The organism is Streptomyces sp. NPDC014006, assembly GCF_043088925.1.
Lineage (GTDB): Bacteria > Actinomycetota > Actinomycetes > Streptomycetales > Streptomycetaceae > Streptomyces.
The window spans coordinates 15,169-32,141 of record NZ_JBICAJ010000006.1 but is presented as its reverse complement, the minus strand read 5'-3'; the positions used below and the strand labels follow the sequence as shown (position 1 = coordinate 32,141).

Sequence of the window (16,973 nt, the reverse complement as noted above, 5' to 3'; positions counted from 1 at the left end):
GCGTGCCCCGGGCGGGGCGGGGGAAACCGCCCCGCCCCGGGTTCTCCGGGCGTCTAGGCGCCGTCCTTGCGCAGCCGGAACCAGTAGAAGCCGTGGCCTGCGAGGGTGAGCAAGTACGGCAGCTCGCCGATGGCCGGAAAGCGCACCCCGCCGAACAGCTCCACCGGGTGCCGCCCCTCGAACCTCTGCAGGTCCAGCTCGGTGGGCTGGGCGAAGCGGGAGAAGTTGTTCACGCAGAGCACCAGGTCGTCCTCGTACTCGCGCAGGAACGCCAGCACCGCCGGGTTCGACGACGGCAGCTCGGTGTAGGACCCCAGTCCGAAGGCGGTGTTCTGCTTGCGGATCTCGATCATCCGGCGGGTCCAGTGCAGCAGCGACGACGGCGACGCCATGGACGCCTCGACGTTGGTGACCTGGTAACCGTAGACCGGGTCCATGATCGTGGGCAGGAACAGCCGCCCCGGGTCGCTGGAGGAGAACCCGGCGTTGCGGTCCGGCGTCCACTGCATGGGCGTGCGCACGCTGTCGCGGTCGCCGAGCCAGATGTTGTCACCCATGCCGATCTCGTCACCGTAGTACAGGATCGGCGAGCCCGGCAGGGACAGCAGCAGGGCGGTGAACAGCTCGATCTGGTTGCGGTCGTTGTCCAGCAGTGGCGCGAGCCGGCGGCGGATGCCGATGTTGGCCCGCATGCGCGGGTCCTTCGCGTACTCCGCCCACATGTAGTCGCGCTCTTCGTCCGTCACCATCTCGAGCGTCAGCTCGTCGTGGTTGCGCAGGAAGATGCCCCACTGGCAGCCGTCCGGGATCGGCGGGGTCTTGGCGAGGATCTCGGAGACCGGATAGCGGGACTCGCGGCGCACCGCCATGAAGATGCGCGGCATGACCGGGAAGTGGAAGGCCATGTGGCACTCGTCGCCGCCGACGGAATAGTCGCCGAAGTAGTCGACCACGTCCTCCGGCCACTGGTTGGCCTCCGCCAGCAGCACCGTGTCCGGGTACTGGGCGTCGATCTCCTTGCGCACCCGCTTCAGGAACTCATGCGTGGCGGGCAGGTTCTCGCAGTTCGTGCCCTCCTCCGCATAGAGATACGGCACCGCGTCCAGCCGGAAGCCGTCGATACCGAGGTCCAGCCAGAACCGCAGCGCGGAGATCATCTCCTCCTGCACGGCCGGGTTCTCGTAATTCAGATCCGGCTGGTGGGAGAAGAACCGGTGGAAGAAGTACTGCTTGCGCACCGGATCGAAGGTCCAGTTCGACACCTCGGTGTCGACGAAGATGATCCGCGCGTCCTGGTACTGCTTGTCGTCGTCGGCCCACATGTAGTAGTCGCCGTACGGGCCGTCGGGGTTGTTGCGCGACTCCTGGAACCACGGGTGCTGGTCGCTGGTGTGGTTCATGACGAAGTCGATGACCACGCGCATGCCGCGCTGGTGGGCGGCGTCCACGAACTCCACGAAGTCGGCCAGGTCACCGAACTCGGGCAGGACCGAGGTGTAGTCGGCGACGTCGTAGCCGCCGTCCCGCAGCGGTGACTTGAAGAAGGGCGGGAGCCACAGGCAGTCCACGCCCAGCCACTGCAGATAGTCGAGTTTGGCGGTCAGTCCCTTGAGGTCGCCGACGCCGTCGCCGTTGCTGTCCTGGAAGGAGCGGACGAGGACCTCGTAGAACACGGCGCGCTTGAACCAGTCGGGGTCCCGGTCCTTCGCCGGGGTGTCCTCGAATTTGTCCGGGACGGGCTCGTTGACGATCATTTTGTGGGTGACCCTCCGGTCTGCGGGATGGACGGTCGCAGGACGGTGAAGACATGCGCGGGCCTCAAGCCCGGTTCGAGTCGCACGTAGTTGGCCCTGCCCCAGTGATAGGTCTCGCCGGTGAGCTCATCGCGCACCAGCGTCATCTCGTGCCAGTCCAGGCCGAGTTGCGGCATGTCCAACGAGACGGTGGCCTCCTGGGTGTGGTGGGCATCGAGGTTCGCCACCACCAGAATCGTGTTCGAACCGCTCCGCTTCGAGTACGCGATGACCGCGTCCTGGTCGACGTGGTGGAAGTGCACGTCACGCAGCTGCCGCAGGGCCGGGCTGCGGCGCCGGATGTCGTTCAGACGGGTGATCAGCGGGGCGATGGTGCGGCCCTCGCGCTCGGCGGCCTCCCAGTCACGGGGCCTGAGCTGGTACTTCTCGGAGTCCAGATACTCCTCGCTGCCCTGCTTCAGCGGGGTGTTCTCGCACAGCTCGTAACCGGAGTAGACGCCCCAGGTGGGGGAGAGGGTCGCGGCCAGTACCGCGCGCACCTCGAAGGCGGGCCGTCCGCCGTGCTGGAGGTAGGCGTGCAGGATGTCCGGGGTGTTGGCGAAGAAGTTCGGCCGCATGTAGGAGGCCGCCTCACCGGACAGCTCGGTGAGGTACTCCGTGAGCTCCTCCTTGTCGTTGCGCCAGGTGAAGTAGGTGTACGACTGCTGGAAGCCGATCTGGGCCAGGGTGTGCATCATCGCCGGGCGGGTGAACGCCTCGGCCAGGAAGATCACGTCCGGGTCGGAGGCGTTGATGTCCGCGATCACCCGCTCCCAGAAGACCACCGGCTTGGTGTGCGGGTTGTCCACGCGGAAGATCCGCACCCCGTGGTCCATCCAGTGCCGCAGCACCCGCAGGGTTTCGGCCACGAGGCCGTCCATGTCGGCGTCGAAGGCGATCGGATAGATGTCCTGGTACTTCTTCGGCGGGTTCTCGGCGTAGGCGATCGTCCCGTCGGCGCGGTGGTGGAACCACTCCGGGTGTTTCTGCACCCACGGATGGTCCGGGGAGCACTGGAGTGCGAAGTCCAGGGCGATCTCCAGACCGTGCGAGCGGGCCTGCTCCACGAACCAGTCGAAGTCCTCGATCGTCCCCAGCCGGGGGTGCACGGCGTCGTGGCCGCCCTCCGGGGAGCCGATCGCCCACGGCACGCCCACGTCGTCCGGCCCGGCGGTGAGGGTGTTGTTCTTCCCCTTGCGGAAGGTCGTGCCGATCGGATGGATGGGCGGCAGGTAGACGACGTCGAAGCCCATCGCGGCGATCTTCGGCAGCCGCCGGGCGGCGGTGCGGAACGTGCCGTGCGGCTGCTCGGGTGTCCCCTCCGAGCGGGGGAAGAACTCGTACCAGGACCCGAACAGCGCCCGCTCCCGCTCCACCAGCAACGGCAGCGGGTCGGAGGCGGTGACCAGGTCGCGCAGCGGATGCGCGGCCAGCACCGCGTCCACCTCCGGCGTCAGCGCGGCGGCCAGCCGGGAGGCCGAGGGACGGGCCTCGTCGCGCAGGGCGGCCACCGCGTCCAGCAGCACCTGCCGCTGCTCCTTGCCCAGGGGCCCGGCGGCCCGCTCGTACAGCCGCGCGCCCTCCTCCAGGACCAGCTCGGTGTCCATGCCGGCCGGGATCTTGATCTTCGCGTGGTGGCGCCAGGTGGTGACCGGGTCGCTCCACGCCTCCACGGTGTACGACCAGCGGCCGGGCGCCCCGGCGGTCACCGTGGCCCCCCAGCGGTCCGTGCCGGGCGCCAGCTCCCGCATCGGCGTCCAGGGGCCCGCGCGGCCCTCGGGATCCCTCAGGACGACGTTGGCGGCGACGGCGTCATGGCCCTCGCGGAACACGGTGGCCGAGATCTCGAACGACTCGCCGGTCACCGCCTTGGCCGGACGGCGGCCTTGCTGGACGACCGGGCGGACGTCCAGGACGGGTATCCGGCCCACGGCCGTGGCCGGCGCGGCAGCCGAGGCCGCCACGGCGCGCGGGGGTGTGTCCGGGGGTGACTCCGGTGGTGCGGCGGTGCTCTGGGTCGGGGGTGCTGACGAGTGGTGCGTGGCGGGCATGACCGCTCCTGTCCGCGTCAACGTGGGTGGGCGGATGGCTGTGGGGAGGTCTGGTCTGCAGTTGTGCCTGGAGGGGTACCCCGGTTACTACCGGAGGAGCCTTCCCACACTCTTCTGGTGGGCAATCCGGCACTTTGTTAACTACTCGTGCGTATGTCTACGCACATGACCGGATCGTTTCCAGCCGGATGTCCACACACCGGGTCGATTCAGGCCGAACGGGGGTCAGCGGGCCCGGTACCCGGCGAGGCGGGCGTCCGCGCCGGTACCGTCGTAAGGGACGAGCCGGCACATCCCGGTGTGCCGGCGGCAGCCACTCGCGCCGAGGTGACTTGTGAAGGCGATCCGTCGATTCACCGTCCGACCCGTCCTCCCCGAACCCCTCCGTCCACTCAGCGACCTGGCGCGCAATCTGCGCTGGTCATGGCATACGGAGACCCGTGACCTGTTCCAGTCGGTGGACCCAGAGCAGTGGGCCGCATCCGGTGGCGACCCGGTCCGGCTGCTGGGCAGCGTGCGTCCCGCCCGGCTGGCGGAGCTGGCCGAGGACCGCCGCTTCCTGCGCCGCCTCACCGCGGTCGCCGGCGATCTGCACGACTATGTGAGCGGCGAGCGCTGGTACCAGGCCCAGTCCGGGGACCTGCCCGCCGCGATCGCCTACTTCTCGCCCGAATTCGGTATCACCGCCGCGCTGCCGCAGTACTCCGGCGGTCTCGGCATCCTGGCCGGCGACCACCTCAAGGCGGCCAGCGACCTCGGCGTCCCGCTGATCGGGGTGGGGCTGCTGTACCGGCACGGCTACTTCCGGCAGTCACTGTCCCGGGAGGGCTGGCAGCAGGAGCACTACCCGGTGCTCGACCCCAACGAGCTGCCCGTCACGCTCCTGGAGGAGGCCGACGGCACCCCCGCGCAGGTCGCGCTCGCCCTGCCCGGCGGCCGCTCGCTGCTGGCCCGGATCTGGGTCGCCCAGGTCGGCCGGGTGCCGCTGCTGATGCTGGACTCCGACGTCGAGGAGAACGACCTCGGCGAGCGCGGGGTGACCGACCGGCTCTACGGCGGCGGCAGCGAGCACCGGCTGCTGCAGGAGATGCTGCTCGGGATAGGGGGTGTCCGGGCGGTACGCACGTACTGCCGGCTGACCGGGCACGCCGACCCGGAGGTCTTCCACACCAACGAGGGGCACGCCGGGTTCCTCGGCCTGGAGCGCATCGCCGAGCTGTGCGACACCGGGCTGGACTTCGACTCCGCCCTGGAGACGGTGCGGGCGGGCACGGTCTTCACCACGCACACCCCCGTCCCGGCCGGCATCGACCGCTTCGACCGGGAACTCCTCGCCCGGCACTTCGGGCCCGACGCCGAGCTGCCGCGCATCGACGTCGACCGGGTGCTGCGGCTCGGCATGGAGACGTATCCGGGCGGCGAGCCGAACCTGTTCAACATGGCCGTGATGGGGCTGCGCCTCGCCCAGCGCGCCAACGGCGTGTCGCTGCTGCACGGCCGCGTGAGCCGGGAGATGTTCTCCGGATTGTGGCCGGGATTCGACCCCGAGGAGGTGCCGATCACCTCCGTGACCAACGGGGTGCACGCGCCGACCTGGGTCGCCCCCGAGGTGTTCCGGCTCGGCGCCCGGCAGATCGGCGCACAGCGCACCGAGGACGCGCTCACCGTGGGCGGCTCGGACCGCTGGGACTCCGTCGCGGAGATCTCCGACCAGGAGATCTGGGACCTGCGCCGGGATCTGCGCGAGCAGCTGGTGACCGAGGTGCGCCGGCGGCTGTGGGCCTCGTGGCGGCAGCGGGGCGCGGGCGCGGCGGAGCTGGGCTGGATCGACGGCGTCCTCGATCCGGACGTGCTGACCATCGGCTTCGCGCGGCGCGTGCCGTCGTACAAGCGGCTGACGCTGATGCTGCGGGACCGGGACCGGCTGATGGAGCTGCTGCTGCATGCCGAGCGGCCGATCCAGATCGTCGTCGCGGGCAAGGCGCATCCGGCCGACGACGGGGGCAAGCGGCTCGTGCAGGAGCTGGTGCGGTTCGCGGACGATCCGCGGGTGCGGCACCGTCTGGTGTTCCTGCCGGACTACGGCATGGCGATGGCGCAGAAGCTGTATCCCGGGTGCGATGTGTGGCTGAACAACCCGCTGCGGCCGCTGGAGGCCTGCGGCACGTCGGGGATGAAGGCCGCGCTGAACGGGTGCCTGAACCTGTCCGTGCTGGACGGGTGGTGGGACGAGTGGTTCCAGCCCGACTTCGGCTGGGCCGTTCCGACCGCGGACGGTGTCGGTACCGATGCCGATCGGCGGGATGACCTGGAGGCGGCCGCGCTGTACGAGCTGCTGGAGCAGCGGGTCGCTCCGCGGTTCTACGAGCGGGGGCGGGGCGGGCTGCCGGACCGGTGGATCGAGATGGTGCGGCAGACGCTGACGCATCTCGGGCCCAAGGTGCTGGCCGGGCGCATGGTGCGGGAGTACGTGGAGCGGCTGTACGCACCGGCCGCGCAGGCGCACCGGGTGCTGCGGCCGGATGTGGCGCGGGAGCTGGCGGAGTGGAAGGCGCGAGTGCGGGGGGCCTGGCCGGCCGTGTCCGTGGATCACGTGGAGACGTCGGCGACCAGTGCCACGGCGGAGCTGGGGACGACGCTGACTCTGCGGGTGCGGGTGCGGCTCGGTGATCTCGGGCCGGACGACGTGGAGGTGCAGGTCGTCTCCGGGCGGGTGGATGCGGAGGATCGCATCACCGGGGGGACGGCCGTTCCGCTGAAGCCGGTGGGCGGGCCGGACATGGAGGGCCGCTGGAGTTACGAGGGGCCGCTGTCCCTGGAGCGGACCGGGCCCTACGGGTACACCGTGCGGATCCTGCCGTCGCATCGGCTGCTGGCGGCCGGGGCGGAGCTGGGGCTGGTCTCGTTGCCGGCGGAGGAGATGGGGGAGGGCGGGGTGTTGCTTCGGTAGCCGTCTTCGTCAGCGGGTTTCGTCGTGGCCGGTCGCGTCGCTCCTCGCGCCCCTTTCGCGCCTGCGGCAGCCCCGTTGCGGTCGCGTCGTGGCGTGCGTAGCGCCTGCGGCCGGTGCCTGGGGCGGGGCCGGGGCGTGGGGTGTCCGTCCTCGGTCCGGCCGGCTGCCGTACGGGGCTAGGACTCGTCCTGGGGAGCGCAGAGTTTGCGGAGCACCGCTCCGCAGCGGCGGGCGTAGGCGTGCTGGAACGCTCGGGTGGCCGCGCCGCCCGCCTTGGCGTACCACTTGGCCGGGCGGCTGAAGGCGGCCACCGTCAGCCAGACCGTGCCGTCGCCCGTGCGGTCGACGATGAAGGCCTCCTCGCCGCATTCGGGGTGGCCGGGCAGGGTGCCGTAGGCCCAGCCGGCGCGGCGGGGCTGCTCCGTCGTCCAGACGATGCGGCAGGGGGCCTTGATCATGCCGGCGAGGGTCACGGTGACGTCGACACCCTCGGCGGCGCGGTCCGCGCTCGCGTCGATGCCCACGCCCAGCTCCCGGTGCATCTCCCAGGTGAGGACCGCGTCGGCGGCCCGGCGGAAGACCGCCTCGCCCTCGCCGAGGCGGGTGCGCACGTGCAGGGGGCGGAAGCCGGGCGGGCAGGCGGCGAGATCCTCGCGGGTCGCGCCGACCGCCTCGTACGTGAAGGACATGGGGCCCAAGCGTACGGCGGCACCCGGAACGTTTCGGTTCCGGGTGCCGCCGGGGTGCGCTAGCTGACGTTGACCGCCGTCCAGGCGGCGGCGACCGCCTTGTACTCGGCGCTGGTGGAGCCGTACAGCGCCGACGCCGCGCTCAGGGTCGCCGTGCGGGCGGCCTTGTAGTTGGTCGTGGACGTCATGTACGTGGTGAGCGCCTTGTACCAGATCTGCAGCGCCTTGGCGCGGCCGATGCCGGTGACCGCGGCGCCGTTGTACGTCGGCGAGTTGTAGCTCACGCCGTTGATCGTCTTCGCACCGCTGCCCTCCGACAGCAGGTAGAAGAAGTGGTTCGCGACGCCCGACGAGTAGTGGACGTCCTTGTTGCCGACGGTGGAGGACCAGTAGTCCGCCGAGCCGCCGTCCTTGCTGGGCTTGTCCATGTAGCGCAGCGGGGTGCCGTCGCCGTTGATGTTGATCTTCTCGCCGATGAGGTAGTCACCGGGGTCGGAGGGGTTGTTCGCGAAGAACTCCACGCCGGTGCCGAAGATGTCGGAGGTGGCCTCGTTCAGGCCGCCGGACTCGCCGGAGTAGTTCAGGCCGGCGGTGTTGGCGGTGACGCCGTGGCTCATCTCGTGGCCCGCGACGTCCAGCGAGGTCAGCGGGTCGGCGTTGCCGGAGCCGTCGCCGTAGGTCATGCAGAAGCAGCTGTCGTCCCAGAACGCGTTGACGTACGCGTTGCCGTAGTGGACGCGGGAGTAGGCGCCGACGCCGTTGTTCTTGATGCCGTTGCGCCCGAAGGTGCTCTTGTAGAAGTCCCAGGTCTCCGCCGCACCGTAGGCGGCGTCGGCGGCCGCGGTCTGGTCGGAGGAGGAGGTGGAGGCGGTACCGGTGCCGAAGATGTTGGTCGAGCTGGCCACCAGGGTGCCCGTGCCGGACGTCTTGCGCGCCAGGTTGTAGGTCTTGTGGTTGCCCCGCGCGCTGTCGGTGAGCTGGTACGTCGAGCCCGACTGCACGGAGTTCAGGGTGACCGTGCCGGAGTACAGCGTCTTGCCGGTCGCGTTCTCGATGCCCTGGAACTCGTAGAGCTTCTTGCCGGTGGCCGCGTCGGTGATGACGTGCAGCTGGTTCGGGGTGCCGTCGTCCTGCAGGCCGCCGACGACCGTCTCGTAGGCCAGGACCGGCTTGCCGGTGGCCGCCCAGATCACCTTGCGGGAGGAGTCGGCGGCGGTCTTCTGCGAGCCGGCCGCCTGCGCGGCGGTCAGCGCCTGCTTCTCGGCCTTGGCCGGGGCCAGGGCGGGGGTGAGCGAGGCGACCTTGAGGGTGGCGTTGAAGGCCTTGGTGACGCCCTTGGCCGCACCGGACGCCGCCTGGTGCACGATGAGGTCGCCGCCGAGGACCGGCAGACCGGCGTAGGTGCGCTCGTAGCGGGTGTGCGTGGTGCCGTCGGCGTCTCTGACGACGTCCTTGACGACCAGCTTCTCCTGGGCGCCGAGGCCTATCTGCCGGGCCGTGCCGGCGGCGTCGGCCTGCTTCTCCTGGATGAGGGAGGTGCGGGCGGACGCGGACAGCTGCACCGGGGCGGCCGCGAGCGGGGTGGCCCCCGCCGTGGTCTGGGCTGCTGCGGAACCGGTGGTCAGACCGGTGGTGAGGAGGGCTCCGGCCGCGACGGCGGTGGCGATGGCCAGAGTGGTGCGCTTGTGACGCGCGAAGGGGCTGGACACACAAGCTCCTTGTGGGGGAGACCGGCCGGTTGTGGGGCAACCGGCCGAGGTGGTCGTGAGGTTGTGCGGCGGGTGAAGGGAAGACTGGCACCCCGGACGCGTACATGTCATGACCCCGAGGTGATGTTGGCCGAAAGATGACTGTCCGGTAAACGTTTCTGAAATGTAAAAAGCGGGCGCCGCCCCGGGAGTTGCACCACCGGGGCGGAACCCTGCTCCATGGGACGACGGTTTACGGGAAGGTCAGCTTCCAGCCGTCGATGTAGCCGGTGTCGTAGGTCGCCACGTCCTGGACCCGCAGCTTCCAGGTGCCGTTGGCCACCTCGGAGGAGGCGTTGACCGTGTACGTCGCGTGCACGTCGTCCGCCGAGTCCGAACCGCTGGAGTTCTTCAGGCGGTACGCCGTGCCGTCGGGCGCCACCAGGTCGATCACGAGGTCACCGCGCCAGGTGTGCACGATGTCGACCGTCACCTGGAGGTTGGACGGGGCGTTGCCGGTCCGCCCGGTGACGTTGATGGACGACGTGACGGCCGGGCCGTTGTCCGGAATCGACACGTTGTTGGTGTTCTCGAAGACGGTGCCGCCACCGCCGCCGCCACCGCCCGAGCGGGAGCCGACCGCGACGGCCGCCCACGCGTCCTGCACCGCGTTGTACTCGGCGGACGTGGTGCCGTACAGCTCACCGGCCGCCGCGAGCGTGCCGGTGCGGGCGGCCGCGTAGTTGGTGGTGGAGGTGAACTTCGTGGTCAGCGCCCGGTACCAGATCTGCAGCGCCTTGTCCCGGCCGATGCCGGTGACCGGAAGGCCGTCCGCAGTGGGCGAGTTGTAGCTGACGCCGTTGATGACCTTGGCGCCGCTGCCCTCCGACAGGAGGTAGAAGAAGTGGTTGGCGACGCCGGACGAGTAGTGGACGTCCAGGTTGCCGACGCCCGAGTACCAGGAGTCGGCCGAGCCGCCGTCCTTGCTGGGCTTGTCCATGTAGCGCAGCGGGGTGCCGTCGCCGTTGATGTTGATCTTCTCGCCGATGAGGTAGTCACCGACGTCCGTGCTGTTGGCCGCGTAGAACTCCACGCCGGTGCCGAAGATGTCGGAGGTGGCCTCGTTCAGGCCGCCCGACTCGCCGGAGTAGTTGAGGCCGGCCGTGGCGGCGGTGACGCCGTGGCTCATCTCGTGGCCGGCCACGTCCAGCGAGGTCAGCGGGTCGGCGTTGCCGGTGCCGTCGCCGTAGGTCATGCAGAAGCAGCTGTCGTCCCAGAACGCGTTGACGTACGCGTTGCCGTAGTGCACCCGGGAGTAGGCGGCGACGCCGTCGTTGCGGATGCCGGAGCGGCCGAAGGTGTTCTTGTAGAAGTCCCAGGTGGTCGCGGCGCCGTAGTGCGCGTCGGCGCCCGCGGTCGCGGCGTTCGACGTGGTGCCGTTGCCCCAGGTGTTGCTCGTCTGCGAGAACAGCGTGCCGGTGCCGGACGTGCCGTGGTTCAGGTTGTACGTCTTGTGGCCGCCGCGGTCGCCGTCGTTGAGCGTGTACGTCGAACCCGACAGGGTCGTCGTCAGCGAGACGGTGCCGCTGTACTGGGTGTTGCCGGTACCGGTCGCGTTCTCGATGCCCTGGTACTCGTACAGCTTGGCGCCGGTGGCCGCGTCGGTGATGACGTGCAGCTGGTTCGGGGTGCCGTCGTCCTGCAGACCGCCGACGACCGTCTCGTAGGCCAGGACCGGCTTGCCGGTCGCCGCCCAGATCACCTTGCGGGAGGAGTCGGCCGCCGTCCTGGAGGAACCGAGGGCCTTGGCGCGCTGCACGGCGCGCTGCTCGGCGGTCGCCCGGGCGACCTTGCCGGTGAGGTCGGCGACCTTCAACTGGGCGTTCGTCGCCTTGATGACGCGCTGCGTCTGCCCCTTGGCGCTGTCCACGACCAGGTCGCCGCCGAGGACGGGCAGGCCGGCGTAGGTGCGCTCGTAGCGGGTGTGCAGCGTGCCGTCCGCGTCCTTGACCACGTCACGGACGACGAGCTTCTCCTGCGCGCCGAGACCGACCCGCGCGGCGGTCTGCGTCTTGGCGGCGTCGGCGTCGCGCAGCAACTCGGCGCGCTGCGACGCGGAAAGCTTCACGGCCATGTGGGCGGGGTTCGCCTTGCCGGCCACCGGCGCGGCCGGGGCGGCGCTCGCGGCACCCGACTGGACGGCGGCGGCGAGCAGGGCGGAGACGCCGACGAGGGCGACACCGGCCGCCCGGCGGGGCAGGGTGTGGGAGGTGCGTCTGCGCGAGGAACTGCTTCTCAACACTGACTCCTTCTGCGTGGCCACGGATCGCGCGGCCAGGGGAGACCGGGCGGCCGATCGAGCCGTCCGGGCAGAACTGGGAGGTGCGTGAACACACGTGCGGCAGTGCGTCGGCGACGGCACAGCGAGGAGGGTCTGTGGGGTTGCTGTGCAGTGGCCGTGGGAAGAGTGGCAGGAGATCTCGACTTCTGTCAGGAGCGCGTCAGGAAGTTGGCTGGAAATCGTCCGTTGACCGGATGTTCATGTTCGGTATGCGAACTGTTGGTCTGCAGGCCGAACGCCCGGGGGCAGGCCGAAGACGCGCACCGGGTGGCGAAAAGGCGGGCAGGGCGCGATGACGCGGACCCGGCCGGCGAACCCTCCGGTGCGGGCCGGAGGGTCGGACTTCCCACTTCGCCGGCAGCCTGCGGTGCCGGGCCGGCGGAGACAGCAGGAGCAGCAGCAGGGGTACGGCCATGACCAGCGCGCCCGTCCACAGGGCCGCCCCGGTGGACCAGTGCCCGGCGACCAGCCCGCCGGCCAGCGCCCCCAGCGGCGTCGCCCCCTGCGTGACCACGCTGTAGGCGGCCGTCACCCGTCCCAGGTAGGCGTCCGGCGTCACCCGCGCCCGCAGCCCCGCGGTGGACACCGCCCGGCCCACGACGGCCACGCTGATCAGCACCTCCGCCAGCACCATCAACGGCACCGCCGCACCCCGGAAGTCCCCGCGAGCGGCGCCGCGACGACGGCGAGCGGGGCCAGCGCGCAGAACGCGAGCGTCATCCGGATCTCCTCGAACCGGCGCCGCAGCCGGGGCGCCAGCAGGGATGTGGCGAACCCCGCCACCGCGCCGAGCGTCGACAGCAGGCCGAACAGCCATGCGGACAGGCCAAGTTCGTCCAGCAGGAACACCGGCAGCATGGCCAGAACGACACCCGCGCCCAGATTGTTCAGCGCCGCCTGCTGCAACAGCAGCCGCAGCAGCGGCTGGCGGAAGAGCATGCGCAGACCGTCGGCGATCTCACGGCGGAACCGGCGCCCGGCCGCGTCCCGGCGCTGGGCCACGTCGCCCTCCGGCTCCAGCCGCCGCAGCAGCAGGATCGACGCCAGATGGCACAGCGCGGCGACGGCGTACAGCAGAGGGGCGGCCACGCTCTGCGTGAGCACGCCCGCGAGCCCGGGGGACACCGCCCGCAGCGCCGTCTCGGACGACTGCAGGCGGGCGTTGCCGTCCGCCACCCTCCGGCGCGGCAGCACCTGCGGCAGCACACTGCTGTGCGCCACGGCGAAGAACACCCCGGCAAGGCTCACCACCAGCGCCGCCACCGCCAGCTGGGCTACGGTCAGGACCCCGAGGACATGCGCGACGGGGATGCTGCCGAAGGCGGCGGCGTACGCCACGTCCGCCCCGATCAGCACCGGCTTCTTGCGCATCCGGTCGATCCACACTCCCGCGGGCAGGCCCACGGTCAGATAGCCGGCGCGGCTGCACACGAAAATCAGGCTCATCGCGAGCGGCGACGCGTGCAGCAGCACCCAGCGCGGTGACGGGCAGCGCGAACCCGGCCACCTCCGACGCCGCGAACCGGAAGTTGTTGGCGGACCACAGACGCCGGAAGCCCGGCACCCGCAGGACCTCGGTGTCGTCCCCGACGGGTAACGGTCCCGTGGGCGTCGCGCCGGAGCGCCGTTCCGTGGCCGTCATGCCAGGCTCTCCCGCCACGCCCGGTGCAGATCAGAGAACCGGCCCGTGCCCGCGATCAGATCGGCCGGAGTGCCGTCCTCCACGATCCGGCCGTGCTCCATCACCAGCACCCGGTCGGCGATCTCCACCGTCGACAGCCGGTGCGCGATCACCACCGCGGTACGCCCCTGCAGCACCGTCGCCATCGCCCGCTGCACCGCCCGCTCGCCGGGGATGTCCAGCGAACTGGTGGCCTCGTCCAGGATCAGCACGGACGGGTCCGCCAGCAACGCCCGCGCGAACGCGACCAGTTGCCGCTGCCCCGCGGAGATACGGCCACCCCGCTTGCGTACGTCCGTGTCGTAGCCGTCGGGCAGCGCGCTGATGAACTCGTGCGCGCCGATCGCCTTCGCGGCCTGCTCGATCTCCTCCCGGCTCGCCTCCGGGCGGCCGATGGCGATGTTCTCGGCGACCGTGCCGGAGAACAGGAACGCCTCCTGCGTCACCATCACCACCCCGCGCCGCAGCTCCGGCACGGCCAGCTCGCGCAGATCCACGCCGTCGAGCAGCACCCGCCCCTCGGTCGGGTCGTAGAACCGGGCGAGCAGCTTGGCCAGCGTCGACTTGCCGGCGCCGGTGGAGCCGACGACGGCGACCGTCTGCCCGGCCGGCAGGGTCAGCTCGAAGCGGGGCAGCACCTCGCCGCCGGTGCGGTAGGCGAAGCGCACGGAGTCGAAGACGACCTCGCGGCCGGGCTGCTCGCTTTGCAGCGGCGGCAGCTCCCTCGGCTGCGACGGCTCGGGCACGGTCGGCGTCTGGGCGAGCAGCCCGGCGATCTTCTCCAGGGACGCGGCCGCCGACTGGTAGGAGTTCAGGAACATCCCGAGCCGGTCGATCGGGTCGTACAGCCGCCGCAGATACAGCACGGCCGCCGCGAGGATCCCCAGCTCCAGCGAGCCGTCGGCCACCCGGTAGGCGCCCCACAGCACGATGCCGGCCACCGCCGTGTTGGCCACCAGACGGGAGCCGACGACATAGCGGGCCATCTCCAGCAGTGCGTCGCCGTTGATGCGCTCGTGGCGGCGGTTCAGGACCCGGAACTCGGCGTCGTTGGCCGCCTCGCGGCGGAAGGCGCGCACCGGGCGGATGCCGTTCATCGTCTCCACGAACTTCACGATCACCGAGGCGATCGCCGTCGACCGCCGCCGGTACACCTCACCCGCCCGCCGCTGGTAGAGGCGCACCAGCAGGTACAGCGGCACGAAGGAGGCCACCGCGACCGCGCCGAGGCCGAGATCCAGCCACAGCAGCATGGCCGAGATGTACACGAACGACAGGATGACCGTCACCAGCTCCTGCAGACCCTCGCTCAGCAGCTCCCGCAGCGACTCCACGTCCGTGGTGGAACGGGAGATGAGCCGGCCCGAGGTGTAGCGCTCGTGGAAGTCGATGCTGAGCGCCTGGGCGTGCCGGAAGATCCGGCCGCGCAGATCCAGCAGCACGTCCTGGTTGACCCGCGCCGAGGCGGCGATGAACACGAACTGCAGCGCCCCGGACGTGGCCGCGCACAGCAGATACCCGACGGCGACCGCGATCAGCGGGCCGTGCCGGTCGTCGCGGAACGCCGGTACGGCGCTGTCGATGGCGTACGCCACCAGCAGCGGACCCGCCTGCACGGCCGCCTGCTGGAGCAGCAGCACCAGTGTGGTCAGCGCGACCCGCGCCTTCATCGGCGCGAGCAGGGAGCGCAGCAGCGCGGCGGCGCCCGGCGGGGAGGGCAGGACGTCCCGGTCGAAGGGATCGCCGCCGCTGCCGGGGCGGGGTGGCTCGTCCTCGTCGGCGGTGGGGACGGACGTCGTGGGGGCCGTCATCTCTCGTCCTCCTCCGGGCGGTCCAGGCCCGACATCAGGTGGGCGTACTCGGCGTTGGAGTGCAGCAGTTCCTGGTGGGTGCCGACGGCGGCGATCCGGCCGCCCGACAGCAGCGCGACGCGGTCGGCGAGCAGCACCGTGGAGGGGCGGTGCGCGACGATCAGGGCCGTGGTGTCGGCGAGCACCCGGCGCAGCGCGGCCTCCACGGCGGCCTCCGTGTGCACGTCCAGCGCGGACAGCGGGTCGTCCAGGACGAGGAAGCGGGGCCGGCCGACGACCGCGCGGGCCAGCGCGAGACGCTGGCGCTGGCCGCCGGACAGGCTCAGCCCCTGCTCGCCGACCTGGGTGTCACTGCTCTGCGGCAGGGCGTGCACGAACTCCGCCTGGGCGACGGCGAGGGCGCGCTCCAGCTCCGGCGCGCCGGCCTGCTCCCCGGCGCCCATCAGGACGTTCTCGCCGACGCTCGCCGAGAACAGGGTGGGCTCCTCGAAGGCGACGGCCACCTTCGCGCGCAGCTCCTCGCGGGGCATGGCCGTGATGTCCTCGCCGTCCAGCGTGATCCTGCCGGAGGTCACCTCGTGCAGACGCGGGATGAGCGCGGTCAGGGTCGTCTTGCCGCTGCCCGTGCCGCCGACGAGGGCCATGGACTCGCCGGGCCGGATGTGCAGATCGACCCGGTCGAGCACGGGCGGGGCGTCGGGGGGTGCGTCGGGGTAGCGGAAGGTGACCTGGTGCAGCCGCAGCCCCTCCTCGTCGTACCGCGTCCGCGCGGGCACCCGAGACGACTCCGGTACCTCGTCCATCACCTCGAAATACCGCTCGGTCGCCGTCGCCGCCTCCTGGCTCATCGCCAGCAGGAAGCCGATCGACTCCACCGGCCAGCGCAGCGCCAGTGCCGTCGACAGGAAGGCCACCAGCGTGCCCGTGGACAGCTCACCGTCCGCGACCTGCACCGCCCCCACCACCAGCGCCGCCCCGATCGCCACCTCCGGCAGCGTCACGATGACCGCCCAGATCACCGCCAGCAGCCGCGCCTTGCGCAGCTCCGTGCCCCGCAGGGTGTGCGACAGCTCCCGGAAGGCGCGCGCCTGGCTGCGGTGGCGGCCGAAGCCCTTGATGATCCGGATGCCGAGCACGCTCTCCTCGACCACCGTCGTCAGATCGCCGACCTGGTCCTGCGCGAGGCGCGCCACATCGGCGTACCGTCTCTCGAAGATCATGCACATCACGATCATCGGCACCACCGGACCGAGGATCACCAGCCCGAGCGTCCAGTCCTGAACCAGCATGATCAGTACGCCGACGACGATCGTCACCGCGTTGACCAGCAAGAACGTCAGCGGGAAGGCGAGGAACATGCGCAGCAGCATCAGATCCGTGGTGCCGCGCGAGAGCATCTGGCCGGACGCCCACCGGTCGTGGAAGGCCACCGGCAGCCGCTGCAGATGCCGGTACAGATCCGCCCGCATCTCCGCCTCGACGTGCGACAGCGGCCGGGCCACCAGCCACCGCCGCAGCCCGAACAACAGCGCCTCCGCGAGACCGAGCAGCAGCAGGTACAGCGCGCCGAGCCACACCCCGGCCGGGTCCCGGTCGGCGACCGGACCGTCCACCATCCACTTGAGGACGAGCGGGATCACCAGCCCCGCCAAGGAGGCGACGATCGCGACGAACGCCGCGCTGAACAGCCGCGCCCGCACGGGCCGCACATACGGCCACAGGCGCAGCAACGTCCGTACGGCGGACCGGTCCCGGGTGGTTGCACGTGTCGTGGACATCAGCAGCGAGCCTACGGATCGCCACTGACATCGCCCACCGAGTTTCGGACGGAGAGGGATCCGCCGCTGGTCCTACGACCACGGCACGGCGGCGGCCCCGCACCCGCGCGGGAGGCGGCCGGTACCCGCCCCGTAGGCGGCCCGGCACCCGCGCGGGAGGCGACGTCGTACCGCCGCATCAACCGATCGGC

10 protein-coding genes are annotated in these 16,973 nt (G+C 71.0%); 1 reads left to right on the top strand and 9 read right to left on the bottom strand.

Translation table 11 applies throughout. From position 1 onward, the window contains the following. Window positions 1–53 precede the first annotated feature (53 nt). Entirely contained in the window at window positions 54–1,754 is a 1,701-nt protein-coding gene (gene treS, locus ACF1GV_RS20990; protein WP_391683010.1) for a maltose alpha-D-glucosyltransferase, read from the bottom strand. Next, window positions 1,751–3,844, bottom strand: a complete 2,094-nt coding sequence (locus tag ACF1GV_RS20985; RefSeq protein WP_391683008.1) for an alpha-1,4-glucan--maltose-1-phosphate maltosyltransferase — start codon at window positions 3,842–3,844, stop codon at window positions 1,751–1,753. Before ACF1GV_RS20985 ends, treS begins: the two co-directional genes overlap by 4 nt. 334 nt (window positions 3,845–4,178) lie before the next feature. On the opposite strand from ACF1GV_RS20985, the gene ACF1GV_RS20980 reads away from it, so the two are divergent. Continuing rightward, window positions 4,179–6,794, top strand: coding sequence for a glycosyltransferase family 1 protein (locus tag ACF1GV_RS20980; RefSeq protein ID WP_391683006.1), 2,616 nt, complete (start codon window positions 4,179–4,181; stop codon window positions 6,792–6,794). Window positions 6,795–6,970: 176 nt separating this feature from the next. Here the strand turns inward: ACF1GV_RS20980 and ACF1GV_RS20975 are convergent, their stop codons facing one another. The 7 genes from ACF1GV_RS20975 to ACF1GV_RS20945 form a co-directional block, all read right to left on the bottom strand. After that, window positions 6,971–7,483, bottom strand: coding sequence for a DUF1990 domain-containing protein (locus tag ACF1GV_RS20975; protein WP_391683003.1), 513 nt, complete (start codon window positions 7,481–7,483; stop codon window positions 6,971–6,973). A gap of 59 nt (window positions 7,484–7,542) precedes the next feature. Continuing rightward, window positions 7,543–9,192 (bottom strand): M4 family metallopeptidase, encoded by a 1,650-nt coding sequence (locus ACF1GV_RS20970; protein ID WP_391683000.1) that lies wholly within the window; start codon window positions 9,190–9,192, stop codon window positions 7,543–7,545. Between the two features lie 232 nt (window positions 9,193–9,424). After that, window positions 9,425–11,470 carry a M4 family metallopeptidase gene (locus ACF1GV_RS20965; RefSeq protein ID WP_391682998.1) on the bottom strand — a complete coding sequence of 682 codons (2,046 nt, stop codon included), beginning with the start codon at window positions 11,468–11,470 and terminating at the stop codon, window positions 9,425–9,427. A gap of 202 nt (window positions 11,471–11,672) precedes the next feature. Further along, on the bottom strand, window positions 11,673–12,155 hold the full coding sequence (locus ACF1GV_RS20960; RefSeq protein WP_391682995.1) for a hypothetical protein: 483 nt from the start codon (window positions 12,153–12,155) through the stop codon (window positions 11,673–11,675). Further along, window positions 12,146–12,985: an MFS transporter gene (locus tag ACF1GV_RS20955; RefSeq protein ID WP_391682993.1), complete on the bottom strand. Its 840-nt coding sequence runs from the start codon at window positions 12,983–12,985 to the stop codon at window positions 12,146–12,148. Before ACF1GV_RS20955 ends, ACF1GV_RS20960 begins: the two co-directional genes overlap by 10 nt. 165 nt (window positions 12,986–13,150) lie before the next feature. After that, window positions 13,151–15,004, bottom strand: coding sequence for an ABC transporter ATP-binding protein (locus tag ACF1GV_RS20950; RefSeq protein ID WP_391682991.1), 1,854 nt, complete (start codon window positions 15,002–15,004; stop codon window positions 13,151–13,153). After that, entirely contained in the window at window positions 15,001–16,782 is a 1,782-nt protein-coding gene (locus tag ACF1GV_RS20945) for an ABC transporter ATP-binding protein (RefSeq protein WP_391682988.1), read from the bottom strand. The genes ACF1GV_RS20950 and ACF1GV_RS20945 overlap by 4 nt, the downstream gene beginning before the upstream one ends. Between the last annotated feature and the right edge of the window lie 191 nt (window positions 16,783–16,973).

Bases quoted from the DNA above. Each gene is read 5' to 3' on its own strand.
- ACF1GV_RS20985 (WP_391683008.1), bottom strand. From the start codon at position 3,844: ATGCCCGCCACGCACCACTCGTCAGCACCCCCGACCCAGAGCACCGCC.
- ACF1GV_RS20975 (WP_391683003.1), bottom strand. From the start codon at position 7,483: ATGTCCTTCACGTACGAGGCGGTCGGCGCGACCCGCGAGGATCTCGCC.
- treS (WP_391683010.1), bottom strand. From the start codon at position 1,754: ATGATCGTCAACGAGCCCGTCCCGGACAAATTCGAGGACACCCCGGCG.
- ACF1GV_RS20950 (WP_391682991.1), bottom strand. From the start codon at position 15,004: ATGACGGCCCCCACGACGTCCGTCCCCACCGCCGACGAGGACGAGCCA.
- ACF1GV_RS20945 (WP_391682988.1), bottom strand. From the start codon at position 16,782: ATGTCCACGACACGTGCAACCACCCGGGACCGGTCCGCCGTACGGACG.